This is a genomic window from Roseivivax marinus, assembly GCF_900109705.1.
GTDB classification, from domain to species: Bacteria; Pseudomonadota; Alphaproteobacteria; order Rhodobacterales; family Rhodobacteraceae; genus Roseivivax; species Roseivivax marinus.
Genome location: NZ_FOAI01000012.1, coordinates 94091 through 110709, shown reverse-complemented (window position 1 = coordinate 110709; position 16619 = coordinate 94091). Strand labels below are relative to the sequence as shown.

General features: G+C 67.8%; 13 protein-coding genes. 5 read left to right on the top strand and 8 right to left on the bottom strand.

The features are described 5' to 3' along the window. Nucleotides 1-238 precede the first annotated feature (238 nt). Together BMX29_RS14785 and BMX29_RS19285 are read left to right on the top strand one after the other, a co-directional pair. Nucleotides 239-1813 carry a 2-isopropylmalate synthase gene (locus tag BMX29_RS14785; protein WP_043843249.1) on the top strand — a complete coding sequence of 525 codons (1575 nt, stop codon included), beginning with the start codon at nucleotides 239-241 and terminating at the stop codon, nucleotides 1811-1813. A gap of 122 nt (nucleotides 1814-1935) precedes the next feature. Beyond that, complete coding sequence (locus tag BMX29_RS19285; protein WP_175471200.1) at nucleotides 1936-2424, top strand: BLUF domain-containing protein; 489 nt, start codon at nucleotides 1936-1938, stop codon at nucleotides 2422-2424. Here BMX29_RS19285 and BMX29_RS14775 read toward each other — a convergent pair. Continuing rightward, the gene (locus BMX29_RS14775) at nucleotides 2366-3352 is read right to left on the bottom strand and encodes a 2-hydroxyacid dehydrogenase (RefSeq protein ID WP_092814226.1); all 987 of its coding nucleotides are present in this window, start codon (nucleotides 3350-3352) and stop codon (nucleotides 2366-2368) included. The genes BMX29_RS19285 and BMX29_RS14775 overlap by 59 nt on opposite strands. A 106-nt stretch (nucleotides 3353-3458) precedes the next feature. Between BMX29_RS14775 and BMX29_RS14770 the strand changes: the two genes are divergently transcribed. Beyond that, nucleotides 3459-3968: an SH3 domain-containing protein gene (locus BMX29_RS14770; RefSeq protein WP_043843245.1), complete on the top strand. Its 510-nt coding sequence runs from the start codon at nucleotides 3459-3461 to the stop codon at nucleotides 3966-3968. Nucleotides 3969-4037: 69 nt separating this feature from the next. Here the strand turns inward: BMX29_RS14770 and BMX29_RS14765 are convergent, their stop codons facing one another. Then, entirely contained in the window at nucleotides 4038-5114 is a 1077-nt protein-coding gene (locus BMX29_RS14765) for a Hint domain-containing protein (protein WP_092814224.1), read from the bottom strand. Nucleotides 5115-5270: 156 nt separating this feature from the next. Continuing rightward, nucleotides 5271-6206: a lipid A-modifier LpxR family protein gene (locus BMX29_RS14760; RefSeq protein ID WP_092814222.1), complete on the bottom strand. Its 936-nt coding sequence runs from the start codon at nucleotides 6204-6206 to the stop codon at nucleotides 5271-5273. Between the two features lie 257 nt (nucleotides 6207-6463). On the opposite strand from BMX29_RS14760, the gene BMX29_RS14755 reads away from it, so the two are divergent. Both BMX29_RS14755 and BMX29_RS14750 read left to right on the top strand, forming a co-directional pair. Continuing rightward, entirely contained in the window at nucleotides 6464-7534 is a 1071-nt protein-coding gene (locus BMX29_RS14755) for an efflux RND transporter periplasmic adaptor subunit (RefSeq protein WP_092814219.1), read from the top strand. 4 nt (nucleotides 7535-7538) lie between these two features. After that, nucleotides 7539-10634, top strand: coding sequence for an efflux RND transporter permease subunit (locus tag BMX29_RS14750; RefSeq protein ID WP_092814216.1), 3096 nt, complete (start codon nucleotides 7539-7541; stop codon nucleotides 10632-10634). Nucleotides 10635-10740: 106 nt separating this feature from the next. Here BMX29_RS14750 and BMX29_RS14745 read toward each other — a convergent pair whose 3' ends face one another. From BMX29_RS14745 to BMX29_RS14725, 5 genes are all read right to left on the bottom strand, one after another. Beyond that, the gene (locus BMX29_RS14745) at nucleotides 10741-11574 is read right to left on the bottom strand and encodes a metal ABC transporter permease (protein WP_092814213.1); all 834 of its coding nucleotides are present in this window, start codon (nucleotides 11572-11574) and stop codon (nucleotides 10741-10743) included. Beyond that, nucleotides 11571-12458: a metal ABC transporter permease gene (locus tag BMX29_RS14740; protein ID WP_092814210.1), complete on the bottom strand. Its 888-nt coding sequence runs from the start codon at nucleotides 12456-12458 to the stop codon at nucleotides 11571-11573. The genes BMX29_RS14745 and BMX29_RS14740 overlap by 4 nt, the downstream gene beginning before the upstream one ends. Continuing rightward, the gene (locus tag BMX29_RS14735) at nucleotides 12455-13312 is read right to left on the bottom strand and encodes a manganese/iron ABC transporter ATP-binding protein (RefSeq protein ID WP_092814207.1); all 858 of its coding nucleotides are present in this window, start codon (nucleotides 13310-13312) and stop codon (nucleotides 12455-12457) included. The genes BMX29_RS14740 and BMX29_RS14735 overlap by 4 nt, the downstream gene beginning before the upstream one ends. Continuing rightward, nucleotides 13309-14205, bottom strand: coding sequence for a metal ABC transporter substrate-binding protein (locus BMX29_RS14730; RefSeq protein WP_092814204.1), 897 nt, complete (start codon nucleotides 14203-14205; stop codon nucleotides 13309-13311). The genes BMX29_RS14735 and BMX29_RS14730 overlap by 4 nt, the downstream gene beginning before the upstream one ends. Before the next feature lie 187 nt (nucleotides 14206-14392). Continuing rightward, nucleotides 14393-16612 (bottom strand): NADP-dependent isocitrate dehydrogenase, encoded by a 2220-nt coding sequence (locus BMX29_RS14725; protein ID WP_092814201.1) that lies wholly within the window; start codon nucleotides 16610-16612, stop codon nucleotides 14393-14395. Nucleotides 16613-16619 lie beyond the last annotated feature (7 nt).

Sequence of the window (16619 nt, the reverse complement as noted above, 5' to 3'; positions counted from 1 at the left end):
CACGAATGCGGAAATCGGCACTTTTCATTCACGAAACAGGCGTTATTGTCCGGCCCATGATGACGACCGGCCATATCGCGACGCTCGCACGCCCCCTCGGGGCGGCACTTCCGCTCGGCCTGCTTCTGCTTACCCGCCTCTGAGCGCGGCCTTTCGGCGCGACCGCTCAGAGGAGACAGGGACGACGCGCCGAACGCCGACACATCATTCAGAAGCCACGTCACAGAGCACCAGACCCATGACAGATGCCCCCAAGGACCGCGTCCTGATTTTCGATACCACGCTGCGCGACGGCGAGCAGTCGCCCGGCGCGACGATGACCCATGCCGAGAAGCTCGAGATCGCGGAGCTTCTCGACGACATGGGGGTGGATATCATCGAGGCGGGTTTCCCGGTCGCCTCGGAAGGCGACTTCCGCGCCGTGAAGGAGATCGCGGAACGCTCCAAGCAATCGGTGATCTGCGGCCTCGCCCGCGCCAACCCGACCGATATCGACCGCTGCTGGGAGGCCGTGCGTCATTCGGAGCGGCCGCGCATCCACACCTTCATCGGCACCTCGCCGCTGCACCGCGCCATCCCGAACCTCGACAAGGAGCAGATGGCCGAGCGGATCGAGCAGACCGTGACCCACGCGCGCAATCTCTGCGACAACGTGCAATGGTCGCCGATGGACGCGACGCGGACCGAGTGGGACTACCTCTGCCGGGTGGTCGAGATCGCGATCAAGGCGGGTGCGACCACGATCAACATTCCCGACACGGTGGGCTACACCGCGCCGGTCGAAAGCGCGGACCTGATCCGGCGGCTGATCGCGACGGTGCCCGGCGCGGACGAGGTGATCTTCGCAACCCATTGCCACAACGACCTCGGGATGGCGACGGCCAACAGCCTCGCGGCCGTCGAGGGAGGCGCGCGGCAGATCGAGTGCACGATCAACGGGCTCGGCGAGCGGGCAGGCAACACCGCGCTGGAAGAGGTGGTGATGGCGCTGCGCACGCGTGGCGACATCATGCCCTACGACACAGGCGTCGACACCCGGAAGATTATGCACATCTCGCGCCGCGTCGCGACGGTGTCGGGCTTCCCCGTGCAGTTCAACAAGGCGATCGTCGGCAAGAACGCCTTCGCGCACGAGAGCGGCATCCACCAGGACGGGATGCTCAAGAACGCCGAGACGTTCGAGATCATGCGCCCCGAGGACGTAGGCCTCTCGGCGACCAGCCTCGTCATGGGCAAGCATTCGGGCCGTGCGGCCCTGCGTTCCAAGCTGTCGGAGCTGGGCGTCGAGGTGGGGGACAACCAGCTCAAGGACCTGTTCGTGCGGTTCAAGGACCTCGCCGACCGCAAGAAGGAGGTCTACGACGAGGATATCCTCGCGCTGGTCACGGCCACCACCACCGACGGCATGGCCGACCGGCTGGAGCTCGTGAACCTCGCCGTGCAGTGCGGCACCGGTGGCCCGGCCCGCGCCGAGCTGGAAATGGAGATCGACGGCACCGAGGTCTCGGCCACGTGCGAGGGTGACGGCCCCGTGGACGCGACCTTCAAGGCCGTGCGCGAGTGCTATCCCAACGGCGCCGAGCTGCAGCTCTACCAGGTGAACGCGGTGACCGAGGGCACCGACGCGCAGGCCACGGTCAGCGTCCGGCTGGAAGAGGACGGCATGATCGCCACCGGACAGTCGGCGGACACCGACACGGTCGTCGCGTCGGCGCGGGCCTACATCAACGCGCTGAACCGTCTGCTGGTGCGCCGCGACAAGGCCGGCCCCGGCTCGGACGCGCGCGAGATCAGCTACAAGGACGTCAGCTGACCGACGCGGCCGGGGCGGTCAGTCCGCCCCGGCAAGCGCCGCTTCGGTCCGCTTCGCGTCAACCATTTGTTCATCAGCTGCCCGGCATTATCCGCGAGAGAGCGCGCGCACGGGACGTTGGTTTGGACTACTTCATCTATATCAGCCGGTCATTGGTCCCGACCGGCAGTTCGGCTGCCGCCGCGATCTTCCTCACCGCCCGGCGCAACAACGCCCAGGCGGGGATCACCGGCTACCTGCATCACGAGGACGGGCATTTCGTGCAGGTCTGCGAGGGGCACCGCACGTCGCTGGTGTTGCTCTACCATCACCTGCTGACCGATCCCCGGCACACCGGGCTCCGGATGCTGGCGCGCGGCTCGGCACCCGGGCGGCGCCTGTCCGCATGGGACATGGCCGCGTCCGAGAAAGAGGCCTTGCGGTTCGCGGACTGGAGTGGCGGCGCGCCCCTGTCAAAGCTCGTTCACCGGCTGTCCGAGGAAGAACTGTTCGACTTCGCGCGGGCGGGGCTCGCAGCGGTGCGGGCCGGCACGCCGCCGGCGCCGGGGGCGGTCACAGCATTGACGGCAGCACCTGGTCCGGGGGACGGTGGCCATCGGCGAAGGTCTTGACGTTGATGATGACCTTCTCGCCCATCTCGAGCCGCCCTTCGCGAGTGGCCGAGCCCATGTGCGGCAGCAGCACGACGTTGGGCAGGCTGCGCAGTTCGGGGTTGGTGTCGGTGCCGCGCTCGTAGACGTCGAGGCCGGCGCCCGCCAGCTCGCCGGCGCGCAGGCGCCGCACGAGGGCGTTCTCGTCGATGACCTCGCCGCGCGAGGTGTTCACGATCACCGCCGACGGCTTCATCAGCGCAAGGCGCCGCGCGTTCATCAGGTGGAAGGTCGCGGGCGTGTGCGGGCAGTTGATCGACACCACGTCCATCCGCGCGAGCATCTGGTCGAGGCTTTCCCAGTAGGTCGCCTCGAGGGCGGTCTCGGTCTCTTGGCGCAGGCGCCGGCGATTGTGGTAGTGAACCTGCATCCCGAAGGCCCGCGCCCGGCGCGCGACGGCCTGCCCGATCCGGCCCATGCCGAGGATGCCCAGCCGCTTGCCGCCGATCCGATGGCCGAGATACGCGGTCGGCGCCCAGCCGTTCCAGGCACCCTCCTGCATCGTCGCGAGGCCTTCGGGGATTCGCCGCGTCACGCCGAGCATCAGCGCCATAACCATGTCGGCGGTATCCTCGGTCACCACGCCCGGCGTGTTCGACACGAGGATCCCGCGTGTCCTCGCGGTGTCCACGTCGATGTGGTCGATGCCCGCGCCGTAGTTCGCGATCAGTTTCAGCCGGTCGCCGGCCTGTCCGATAAGCCCGGCGTCGATCGTGTCGGTGAGCGTCGGCACGAGCACGTCCGCGCTCTGCATCGCGTCCAGCAGCTCGCCCCGCGTCATCGGCGTATCGTCGTCGCGCAACTTCACGTCGAACAGCTCGGACAGCCGTGTTTCCACGTCGTCCGGCAGGCGTCGCGTGACGACAACACTCAGCCGTTTTGATGGCATGCTCGAGGCCCCCGTCTTCCAAGCAACATTCTTTCGGGGCAGAGTGTCGCAAGACGGGACGGGGCACAAGAACCCCGGCCGGAGAAAACCGAGCAGGACAATTGTCATGAAGAACCTCGTCACGGGCGGCGTGCTGGCGCTGGCCCTCGCGGTGGGCGCTGTGGCTCCGAGCGGCGCCGCGACCACCGACCGCGGACCGGTCACCAACCTGCCGCTGCCGCGCTACGTCTCGATGAAGGCCTCCGAGGGCAACGTGCGGCGCGGGCCGTCGCTGACCCACCGGATCGACTGGGTCTACATGCGCCGCGACATGCCGCTGGAGATCACCGCCGAATACGGCCATTGGCGCCGCGTGCGCGACAAGGACGGCGCCGGCGGCTGGGTGCACTACTCGTTGCTGTCCGGCGTGCGCACCGTGGTCGTCCAGCAGGACATGCTGCCGCTCTACGCGCGGCCCGCCGAAGGGTCGCAGATGACCGCCAAGCTCGCGCTCGGGGTGATCGCCCGGCTGGGGTCGTGCCTGGCGCAGTGGTGCGAACTGGAGGCCGGCGGCCAGAGCGGCTGGGGCCGCAAGGCCGCGCTCTGGGGCGTGGCACCGGACGAATTGCGCGAGTGAGCGCCGTCATAGGCGGAAACTGCGCTTCACTTTCGACACAGGACGGGGGCTACGCACGGCCCCCTTCGGTCACGCCGCCTCGTGCAGGAGGATCGCGGCCTCCGATGACGTGAGGTTTCGCCGCGCGGTCGCACCGTAGGCGTGCGGCGCATGGTCGATCCCGGGCATCAGTGCGCGCAGCCGGGCGAGGTCGCCCGGCGCCAGCGTCTCGAGCGCCGACTGCCCGGGATGGAAGCTTTCTGTCTCGACGTTGTTGGCGAAGACGATCTCGTGCCGCGGCAACAGGAGGTGGATGTAACTCACCTCCTTGACCGTGACGTCGGTGACAACCGTGTCGCCGTTCACGAGGTCACGCGCAGAAACCAGCACCTCGGGCGTGTTGAACAGCGCCCGCGCGACGTGCCCGCGCACCACGATCCGGTGGTCGGGCGACACCAGCACCTCGTCGTCGGGCCGCTCGACCCCGAGCGCGCCCGCGCGGATGCGGATCGGCCGAAGACGCGGCATGGCGAAGAGACGGGCACCGGACATGCGGCGGCACCCGATCCAGCGGATTTCCTGCGCGCCGCTGTCCTTGGTCTGCACCATCGCGCCCTCGCGCAGATCCTCGACGCGCGCGCTCGTGCCGTCGGCCATGGCAATGCGCGTACCCGGTGTGAAGCAGATCACGCCCCCTGCCCCCGGTGTGGCCGGATCGGCGGCGGCCGGTGCCGTGGGCTCGAGCGTGTGGTGCACGACCCACAGGTCGGTGTTCCGCGGCGGCATCTCGCCCAGGAACATCAGCAGCGGCGGCAGGCTGCCCGAGAGGGCGATCAGCGTGATGGTGTAGCTCCGCACCCCGTTGGTCACCACGAAGCTGCGATCCTCGAAGAGCCCCGGCCCGCCGATGCCTTGGTGCCCGCCGGTTTCGTCGAGCGCGCGGCCCGCGATGCCCTGCACCATGCGCGCCGCGCGGCGGCGCATGTCCGTCTCTCCGTCGGGCCAGCCTGCGGTCGGCGCCGGCCCGGAGCCGTCCACGCGGATCGCCTCCCCGCGCCAGGACCATGCCGATCCCACCGCCAGAGAGCCGACCGGGGCCGCCTCCAATCCGTCCACACCGGTTTGCGCCCAGGAGATGACGAACGTGCCCTGAAAGCCCGTTGTCATGCTCGAACCCTGCCATTTAACTTATTGTTAACTATGGTCAGGAGTAACGGTCGATCCGAACTTTTTCAAAGCGTGTCAGGGGCCTGCGCGCCGATGTTCGATCTTTGCACGAGCATGGTTGCGCAACTGCAACATTCAATTCCCGCGATACGAGAATTAGAACTCCCAGCTTACACGCGCGGCGCCCACGAGCTGCGGTTCGCCCTGTCCCTTGAACTCCCGACCGAGGCGAGCGAGCCCGTAATACAGGCTCCGGCCCTGGCCCTGCCAGTGCAGTCCGGCGCGCAGGCGAGACCGGGTCGCTCGAAGGTCGGGGCCCCTGTCGTCGGGCAGGTAGACGCTGTCCGCGACCTGCGCGATGTCGGCGCCGAAGACAACGCTGAACCCCGGTTCGGCTGCGCCGATGACCTCGTAGCGCTGGCCGGTCACCGGTTCGCGCACCATCAGCGCGTCGGCCCCGAACCCGCCCAGCGTGAGGTCCAGTCCCGCCCGCGCCAGCGTCTCGTCGCCCCAACGCAGTTCGGCGAAGGGCCGCAGCCGGCCCGCAGCGCCGAGGGCGCGCGTGCTGCCGATCTCGGCCACCAGCGTCGGATGCACGCCGTTTCCGATCTGAGCGTCGAGGATCTCGGACGATGGCGGACGGATGCCCATGAGGTCATGCACCGCGGTCTGGACCTGGTCGATGCCGGTCCGCGGGCCGGTGAAGACAAGATCGCCGCCCAGCGCCACCTCGGCGCCGCGACGTTGAAAGTGGGTGTGCAGCCCCGCCGACAGGACGCCGGCATAAAGGCGGTCGTCTGGGTCGAGGCGGTGCAGGCTCGCCGGGGCAATGGCGCGGCCGTGGGTCCTGAGCTCCAGCAGGTCGCCGGCGCGGCCGGGCAAAGCGCCATCGAAGCCGTAGCCCCAGACCCGGCTCGCGGTGATGCCGCCAGTCTGCCAGCGATCCTCGGACTGGGCGAGCGAGTCGTTGACGAAAAGCCGTCCGTAGCCAAGCCGAATCCGGTCCTGCGCCTGCGCCGCGCCCGTCGAGAGGAGGGCCACGGCGGCAAGGGCAAGCGCGCTGCGCGCAAGGGCACGGGACCGGGTCGACATCGGGGCGGCTCCACATTCATCGGAATTTTTCGTTATTCTAAATAAGGGGATGGCAGGCGTCCCGGAAGCATGAAACCGGAGCGCGATGCGCCTCGAATGCGGAATGTGGCATCACTGCCCCGATTCACCGGCACTCCGCCGGTCCGGGTGGAGGCCCCTCTGTGTAGACGCGCACACATAAAATGAACCGTTCAGTCTTGTCCGCGACCGGACCTCGCGTCAAATGGGGAGGCAACCAAGGACGGAGTTCCCCGCACATGTTCCGCACGTTGCTCATCGCCGCGCTGACGCTTGCCGGCACGATCGTGGCCGCCCAGGAATCCGAGGATTCCGCGCAGGCGTCCAGCCCGCCCCGCCCTGCCAAGCTGATGACGCTCGACGACGGCGGCGACCGCATCTCGCGGCGCTTCTACGGCCGGGTCGAAGCGCGCGAGACCGTGGACCTCGCCTTTCAGGTCGGCGGGCAGATCATCGAGTTCCCGGCCACCGAGGGCAGCGCGATCCCCGAGGGCGACCTCGTGGCGCGGCTCGACCTCGATCCGTTCCGCCGCCAGCTCGACGAGGCGCAGACCAACCTCGCCAAGGCCGAGCGCGACCTGACGCGCCTCGAGGCACTGTCGGGCAACGCGGCCTCGGAAGTGCAGATCGAGGATGCGCGCACACAGGTGCGGCTGTCGGAGATCGCCGTCGAGAACGCCCGCGACCAGCTCGAGGACGCGACATTGAACGCGCCGTTCGACGCGCTGGTGGCACGGCGCGAGGTCGCGAACTTCTCGACCGTCTCGGCCGGTCAGCCGGTGGTGCGCCTGCACGACATGTCGGAAAAGCGCGTGGCGATCGACGTCCCCGAGGTGCTGTTCCGCCGCGCCGCCGGCGGAAAGGACGTCGAGATCACCGCCTCGTTTCCCGAGTCCTCCAAGGACTACGCACTCGAGCCGCGGGAATTCGAGGCCGAGACCGCCGACGTCGGCCAGACGTTCCACCTGACGCTCGCCTTCACAGAGGACCCCGGCGAATGGGTCCTTCCCGGCGCCTCGGCGACAGTGACCGTGGTCTCGGCGCTCGGCGCCTCCACCGGCGTGCTCCTGCCCGAGACGGCGTTGGTCTTCGAGCCCGACCGCTCGGCCTCGGTCATGGTGTTCGAGCCCTCGGGCGACGACCCCGACGTCGGCACTGTGCACCGCACCCCGGTCGAGATCGAGGCGCGCGCCGACGGCCGCGTGGCGCTGCTCGAAGGCCCCGAGGTCGGCACCGAGATCGTCATGACCGGCGCCTCGCAGCTGAGCGACGGCCAGACCGTCCGCCGCTTCACCACCGTGGGGGAGTGACGCCATGAAGGTCGCCCGCGGCGCCATCGACAAGGCGCTTCTCACCTGGATCCTGATGATCGGCTGCCTTCTGGGCGGCCTCTGGGGCTTCGCGAATATCGGCCGCCTCGAGGATCCGGCGTTCACCATCAAGAACGCGATCGTCTTTACCCAGTACCCCGGCGCCTCGGCCGAAGAGGTCGCGCGCGAGGTATCCGAGCCGCTGGAATCCGCGATCCAGCAGATGTCCGAGGTCAAGACCATCACCTCGTCCAACAAGCCCGGTGTCAGCCGGATCGAGGTGGAGATCGAGTCGATCTATGATGGCACCGAGCTGCCGCAGATATGGGACAAGCTGCGCAACAGGGTGAACGACGCGCAGGGCGACCTTCCGGACGGCGCGGGACCGTCGCTGGTCAACGACAATTTCGGCGACGTCTACGGCCTGTTCTACGCGATCTCGACGCCCGGCTTCACCGACGCCGAGACCCACGACATCGCCACGTTCATCCGCCGCGAGTTGCTTGCGGTTGAGGGCGTGGCCGACGTGGCAGTACAGGGCCTGCCCGAAGAGGCGATCTTCGTCGAACCCGACACCGCGATCACCGCCAACCTGGGCGTGTCGCCCGCGGCGCTGATCGGGGCCATCGCCGACAGCAACACGGTCACGCCCGCGGGCTCGGTTGACCAGAACGGCCAGTCGATCCGCATCGAGCCGCCCGAGGGATCGGACTCGGTCGAGGAGATCCAGAACCTGACCATCGGCGTCGGCGGCGAGGTGATCGACCTGACGGACATTGCCCGGGTCCACCGCGGCCGGGTCGAGGACCCCTCCGAGATCATCCGCTTCGACGGCCGCGAGGCGTTCACGCTGGGCGTCTCGGGCAAGGCGGACCTCAACATCGTCGATGTCGGCAAACGGGTGGACGCCCGGCTCGACCAGATCACCTCGGACATTCCCTACGGCGTCATCTTCGAGCCGATCTACCAGCAGCACGTGGTGGTCGAGGAAGCCTCGAACGACTTCCTTGTCAGCCTCGCCATGTCGGTCGCGATCGTTGTGATCGTACTGGCGCTGTTCATGGGCTGGCGCGCGGCGGTCGTGGTCGGCGTGACGCTCCTGCTGACGGTGGTGGGCACAGTCTTCTTCATGGCCGTTTTCGGGATCGAGATGCAGCGGATCTCGCTCGGGGCGCTGATCATCGCGATGGGGATGCTGGTCGACAACGCCATCGTGGTGGCCGAGGGGATGCAGGGCGACATGGCCGCGGGCAAGGCCTCGCGCGAGGCCGCCGAGGACGTGGCCGACAAAACGCAGATCCCGCTTCTGGGCGCGACGGTCATCGGCATCATGGCCTTTGCGGGCATTGGCCTGTCGCCGGACGCGACGGGCGAGTTCCTGTTCTCGCTCTTTGCCGTCATCGGCATCTCGCTCCTGCTATCCTGGGTGCTGGCGATCACGGCAACGCCGCTCCTGGGGCACTACCTGTTCAAGCAGGGCGGCGCGGCCGAGGGCGGCGCCTATAACGGTCCGATCTTCCGAGCCTACGCGTCGGTGCTGCGACTGGCGCTCAAGCTGCGCTGGCTGGTGGTCGTGCTGCTTCTGGCGATCACCGTGGTCTGCTACTGGGGCTTCGGGCAAGTGAAGCAGCAGTTCTTCCCCGACTCGAACACGCCGCTGTTCTACGTGCATTACAAGCTTCCGCAGGGTGCCGACATCCGGCGCACCTCAGACGACATGCGCGTGCTCGAGGACTGGCTTGCAGAGCGTGACGAGGTCGTGTCGGTGGCGACCTTCGTGGGCGGCGGAGCCTCGCGCTTCATGCTGACCTATGCCCCCGAGGAAAGCCTGCCGACCTACGGCCACCTCATCATCCGCACCTCCACGCTCGAGCAGATTCCGCCGCTGCGCAGCGATCTGGAGGACTTCGGCAAGCGCGCCCTGCCGCAGGGTGAATTCCGGACCGAGCGGCTGGCCTTCGGGCCCGGCGGCGGTGCGCCCATCGCGGCGCGGTTCTCGGGCAGCGATCCTGACGTGCTGCGGCGGCTGGCCGACGAGGCGTCGGCCCGCATGACCGAGGCGTCGGACCGGCTCGTCGACCTGCGCACAGACTGGCGTGAGCGCGAGCTGGTGCTGACGCCGAATTATGCGTCCGAACGCGCGCAGACCGCCGGCATCGCGCGCGAGGACGTGGCGACCGCCCTGCAGGCGGCGACGGACGGCACCCGCGCCGGCGTCTACCGCGAGGACGACCGGCTGATTCCCATCGTGGTGCGGGACCCCGACGCGGCCGAAGGCGGCGGATCGCACCTCATCGATCGGCCCGTCTGGTCGGAGCCGGCGAACATGGCGATCCCACTGGAACAGCTCGTCGACGGTTTCGACACGCTGGTTCAGGACACGCTCTACCAGCGCCGCGACCGCCTGCCGACGATCACCGTCGAGGCCGGCGTGCCGGCGGGCGTCAATGCGGCCGCGGTGTTCTCGGAGGTGCGGGGCACCATCGAGGCGATGGAACTGCCAGAGGGCTACACGCTGGAATGGGGCGGCGAATACGAAAGCTCCACCGAGGCGCAGGAGAGCCTCGGCAAGCAGCTGCCGCTGTCGCTTCTGGTGATGGTGCTGATCTCGATCTTCCTCTTCGGCACCCTGCGTCAGCCGCTCATCATCTGGCTTCTGGTGCCGATGTCGGTGAACGGCGTGGCGCTGGGGCTGCTGGGCACCGGGTTGCCGTTCTCGTTCACGGCACTGCTCGGCCTGCTCTCGCTGTCGGGGATGCTGATCAAGAACGGCATCGTTCTGGTCGAGGAGATCGACCTGACCCGGGCCGAGGGCGTGCCCTTCCGCCGCGCGGTGGTCGAGGCCTCGACGTCGCGTCTGCGGCCGGTTGTGCTCGCGGCGGGGACGACGATCCTCGGCATGACGCCGCTTCTGGGCGATGCGTTCTTCGCCTCGATGGCGGTAACCATCATGGGCGGTCTGGGCTTCGCATCGATCCTGACCCTGATCGCGGCCCCGGTCCTTTACGTGATCTTCTTCCCCCGCGCGTGGAAAGAGAACCGCGTAGAGGGCAAGGGCGCGGCCTCCGAAGGCGACGGGGGATCGGCGGTTCCCGCCTGAGCTTCCACCGCGCTTCCTGCAAGCAAAGGCCCGCGCCTCTCCCGGTGCGGGCCTTTTCGTTTGTCGCTTCGCGCTGTCGCGAGGCAGCTCGACGACACGCGGCCCTTCAGGCGTGCGCCGAGGCATGCCGCGTGAGGATCAGTCGCCGCGCCAGCGCCGCCACGAACAGCGCGGTGAGGATCAGCACCACCGTCGGCGCGGGCGCGCTGTCGAGCCAGAAGCTCGCGTATGTGCCCGCCACCAGAGAGGCCGCGCAGGCCGCGACCGCGACCGCCAGCATGGCGCCGAAGCGGCGCACGGTCAGAAAGGCGATGGCCCCCGGCGCGATCAGCAGCGCCACGGCCAGGATCAGCCCCGTCGCAGAGAGCGTCGCCACCACCGTCAGCGACAGGATCGCCAACAGCGTGTAATGCAGAACCCGCACCGGCAGGCCCGAGGCCTGGGCCTGCGCCGGGTCGAAGGCATGCAGCAGGAAGTCCCGCCACTTGAGCAGCAGCACCGCCGACACCGCGACCGAGATCGCCCCCGCGGTCCAGAGGTCCTGCCCCTCCACGCCCAGCATGTTGCCAAAGAGGATGTGGTCGAGGTGCTGATTGGTGTTCACCTGCGTGTAAAGCACGATCCCCAGCCCGAACATCCCCGAGAAGACGACGCCCATGACCGTGTCGCGCTTGACCCGGCTGTTCTCGGCCAGAAAACCGGTCAGCAGCGCGCACCCCATGCCGGCCGCGAAGGCACCGACGATCAGCGGAATGCCGGTGATCCAGGCCAGCACCACGCCGGGCAGGATCGCATGGCTCACCGCGTCGCCCATCAATGCCCAGCCCTTGAGGACCAGAAAACAGGACAGCAGCGCCGTCGGCACCGCGACGATCAGCCCGATCAGGAACGCGTTCTGCATGAACGGGAACTGGAACGGCATCAGGAGGTCGGCGCTCATGCCCGCACCTCCGTACCGCCATCCCGTGCCGGATCGGCGTCGAGCGTCGCGGACGCCCGGGCCCGCGCCGCGCGCATCCCGTGCTTCGGCGCAAAGACAAAGGCCGCGAGGAACACGACGGTCTGCAAACAGACGATGATCCCCCCGGTGGCGCCGTCGAGGAAATACGACAGGTACGCGCCCGCGAAACTCGTCACCGATCCAATCGCCACGGACACCGTCAAGAGCCGCGGAAACCGGTCGCAGAGCAGGTAGGCGGTGGCCCCCGGCGTCACGACAAGCGCGATCACCAGGAACGCGCCCACGGTCTGCATCGCCGCCACCACGGCCAGCGACAGGAGCGTGAAGAACATCAGCCGCAGGCGCCCGGGTCGCAGGCCGATGCTGCGCGCGTGGGTCTCGTCGAAGAAAACGGCCAGCAGGTCCTTCCATTTCAGCAGCAGCACCGCCAGCGACACGGTTCCGATCAGCACGAGCTGCAGGGTGTCGCCCGGCGTGATGGCGAGGATATTGCCCATGGTGATGGTCTGCACGCTCACCGCCATCGGGTTCAGCGACACCATGAACAGCCCGAGGCCGAAGAAGGCCGTGAAGATCAGCCCGATGATCACGTCGATCTTCAGCCCCGAGCGCTCCGAGAGAAGCAGCATCGCCCCTGCGGCCAGCCCGCCCGCGATGAACGCCCCCAGCGCGAACGGCAGACCGAGCATGTAGGCCCCGGCGACCCCCGGCACCACCGAGTGCGAAAGCGCGTCGCCGATCAGGCTCCAGCCCTTGAGCATGAGATAGGCCGACAGGAACGCGCAGAGCGCCCCCACCAGCGCGGAGACCCACATGGCGTTGAACATGTAGGAATAGGCGAAGGGTTCGAGCAGGACGCTCATGTCCCCTCCCCCGCCGTGGTGCGCGCGCGGTCGCCGTAATGGACCAGCGGTCGTTCGTCGTCGGTGAAGATCGACACCTGCCGGTCGTCGTCCGTGTGGTCCTCGTGCAGGTCCTTCCCGCCGAGCGTGAACTGCCGCAGCACCCCGCCGAACGCGGCTTCGAGGTTGCGGCGGGTGAAGACCTCCTCGGTCGGGCCGTAGGCCAGCACGGTGCCCTTCACCAGAACGGTGCGGTCGCAGAACTCCGGCACCGAGCCGAGATTGTGGGTCGAGACCAGCATGACCCGCCCCTCGTCCCGCAGCTCGCGCAGGAGCGCGACGATCTGCTCCTCGGTGGTGACGTCGACCCCGGTGAAGGGCTCATCGAGCAGAATGACCCGGCCGTCCTGTGCCAACGCGCGGGCGAGAAAGACGCGCTTGCGCTGACCGCCCGACAATTCGCCGATCTGGCGGTGACGGAAGGCGGTCATGTTGACCCGCTCGAGCGCGGCGTCCACCGCCTCGCGGTCGGCGCGGGACGGGCGGCGCAGGAACCCCATGTGCCCGTAGCGGCCCATCATCACCACGTCCTCGACCAGCACAGGGAAGGCCCAGTCGACCTCTTCGGACTGCGGAACGTAGGAGACGAGGTTGCTTTTCAGCGCCTCGGCCACGGTCCGGCCAAGGAGAGTGATGTCTCCGCGTGCCAGAGGCACGAAGCCCATGATCGCCTTGAAAAGCGTGGACTTGCCCGCCCCGTTCACCCCGACCAGTGCGGCGATGGAGCCTTCCGGCACCTCGAAGCTGGCATCGCGCAGGGCGGTATGGCCGTTGCGGTAGGTGACGGACAGGTGGCTGGCGGAGATGCCGCTCATGATCCGTCCCCGGGGACGAGGCCGTCGGCCACGGTGGTCGCGGTCACGCGCAGGAGGTCGAGATAGGTCGGCACCGGGCCGCCCTCTTCGGACAGCGAGTCGACGTAGAGCACGCCGCCATAGGCTGCACCGGTCTCGCGGGCGACCTGCTCGGCGGGGGCGGTGTTCACCGTGCTTTCGCAGAAGACCGCCGGCACGTCGTTCTCGCGCACCCCGTCGATCACCGCGCGGACTTGTCGGGGCGTGCCCACCTGATCCGCGTTCATCGGCCAGAGATACAGCTCTTGCAGGCCGAAATCGCGGGCGAAGTACGAGAATGCGCCCTCGCAGGTCACCAGCCAGCGCTGCTCTTCGGGGATGGAGGCGATCCGGTCGCGCACCGGCTCTAGCGTCGCGCGGATCTCTTCCTTGTAGGCGGCGGCGTTGGACGCGTAGGCCTCGGCATCGTCGGGGTCGGCCTCGGACAGTGCGGCGGCGATGTTGTCCACGTAGACCATCGCGCTTTCCAGACCCATCCACGCATGGGGATTCGACTGCCCCTCGTAGGCGCCTTCGGCGATCGGGATCGGCTCGATCCCCTCCGAGATCGTGGCCGATGGCACGTCCCCGAGATTGGAGAGGAACTGCTCGAACCACAGCTCGAGGTTCAGCCCGTTCCACAGGATCAGGTCGGCGTCCTGCGCGGCGACGATGTCGCGCGGCGTGGGCTCGTAGCCGTGTATCTCGGCGCCGGGCTTGGTCACCGACACGACTTCGGCGTGATCTCCGGCAACGTTACGCACCATGTCCGCGATGACGGTGAAGGTGGTCACGACCTTGAGCGGATCGTCCTGCGCCTGCGCGCCTCCCGCGGCCAGCGTGAGGGCGGTGACGAGGGATAGCCGTCCGAGCATCGTGGGGTCTCCTGACTTTTCTTGCGAACAATTCGCAACAAAGGAGAACTGAGAACGATTTGCAAGACGGTCAAGCGGCCTGCGGCGATTATTCCCGGTCAGGCCCCGTCGTCTGGTCGCCGCGCACACGAAAACGGCCCGGCGCAGGCGCCGGGCCGTTCCATCAAGGCGTCTCGGAAGTTCCGGATCAGCCGATGAGGTCGTTCAGCGTGCCCGAGGGACGCATGACCTTGGCGGTCTTGTCGACATCGGGGTGGTAGTAGCCACCGAGGTCCACCGCCTGGCCCTGCGCCTCGGCCAGTTCCTTGGTGATCTGGTCGGCATTGGACTTCATCGCCTCGGCGATGGGCTTGAAGTGCGCCGCAATGTCGGCGTCCTTGTCCTGCGCGGCCAGCGCCTCGGCCCAGTAGAGCGCGAACCAGAAATGGCTGTCGCGGTTGTCGGGCTCGCCGACCTTGCGCGAAGGCGACCGGTCGTGGTCGAGCACGCCCTGCGTCGCGGCCTCGACACCCTCACCGAGGATGCGCGCCTTCTCGTTGTTGCGCTGGTCGGCCAGGAACTTGAGGCTTTCCGCCAGCGCGCAGAACTCGCCCAGCGAGTCCCAGCGCAGGTGGTTCTGCTCCTGCAGCTGCTGCACGTGCTTGGGCGCCGAGCCGCCCGCGCCGGTCTCGAAGAGGCCGCCGCCGTTCATCAGCTTCACGATCGACAGCATCTTGGCCGAGGTTCCCAGCTCGAGGATCGGGAACAGGTCGGTCAGGTAGTCGCGCAGCACGTTGCCGGTGATCGCGATAGAGTTCTCGCCCTTCCGGATCGTCTCCAGCGTCTGGCGGGTCGCCTCGCGCGGGGCCATGATCTTGAAGTTATCGGCGACGCCCTGCTCTTCGAGGATGGGCTTCACGTACTTGATGAGCTCGGCGTCGTGCGCGCGGCTCTCGTCCAGCCAGAAGATCGCCTCGCAGCCCTCGGCCTTCTGACGCTCGATCGCCAGCTTCACCCAGTCCTCGATCGGCGCTTTGCGCGCGCTGGCCGACCGCCAGATATCGCCCGCCTTGACGCTGTGCAAGTGCACCACGTTGCCCGATCCGTCCACCATGCGGACGGTGCCGTCCGCGGGGATCTCGAACGTGGTCGGGTGCGAGCCGTATTCCTCGGCCTTCTGCGCCATCAGGCCGATGTTCTGCACGGTGCCCGAGGTCGTCGGGTCGAGCGCGCCGGTCTCTTTGAAGTACTTGATCGTCTCGTCATAGACGGGCGCGTAGGAGTTGTCCGGGATCGCGCAGACCACGTCATGCTGGCCGTCGTCGGGGCCCCAGCCCTTGCCGCCGGCGCGGATCACGGCCGGCATAGAGGCGTCGATGATGACGTCCGAAGGCACGTGCAGGTTGGTGATGCCCTTGCCCGAGTCCACCATGTACATTGGCGGACGCTCTTCCTTCATCACCCGATCGATCTCGGCGCGGATCTCGTCGGCCTTGCCGGTGTCGTCGAGGCGCGCCATCAGGTCCTTGATACCCGAGTTCGGGTTCACGCCCGCGGCCTTCAGCTCTTCGCCGTACTTGTCGAAGACCGGCTTGAGGAACATCTTCACCGCGTGACCGAAGATGATCGGGTCCGAGACCTTCATCATCGTCGCCTTCATGTGCAGCGAGAACAGGATTCCCTCTTCCTTGGTCTTCTCGATCTCGCGGGCGAGGAAATCGTCGAGGGCCTCCGCGGACATGTAGGTCGCGTCGACCACGGCCCCTGCCGGGAACGACAGCCCGTCCTTGAGGACGGTGACGGTACCGTCGGCGGCCTCGTGTTCGATCTTCATGGTGGTCTCGTCGCCGAGGGTCGTGGACACCTCGTTCGAGAAGAAGTCACCGCCGTCCATCGCCGCCACGCGGGTCTTGGACGAGGACGACCAGTCGCCCATCGAGTGCGGGTTGTTCATGGCGTATTTCTTGACCGCGGCGGCGGCGCGGCGGTCCGAGTTGCCCTCGCGCAGGACCGGGTTCACGGCCGAGCCCTTGATCCCGTCATAGCGCGCGCGGACCTGCTTTTCCTCGTCGGTCTGCGGCTCGTCGGGATAGTCGGGGATATCGTAGCCCTGGCTTTGCAGCTCCTTCACCGCGGCGACCAGCTGCGGCACCGAGGCCGAGATGTTCGGCAGCTTGATGACGTTGGCCTCGGGCTCCTTGACGATGCGGCCGAGGTCCTTGAGGTCGTCGGACTGCTTCTGCGCGTCGGTGAGCTTCTCGGGGAAGGTCGCGAGGATGCGGCCCGCCAGCGAGATATCCTTCAGGCCGACGTTCACGCCTGCGGCCGAGGCGAACGAGCGGATGATCGGAAGCAGCGAGAAGGACGCGAGCTCGGGGGCCTCGTCCACCTTGGTGTAGATGATGTCGGGAAGGTTGGGATCGGACATGTTCTCA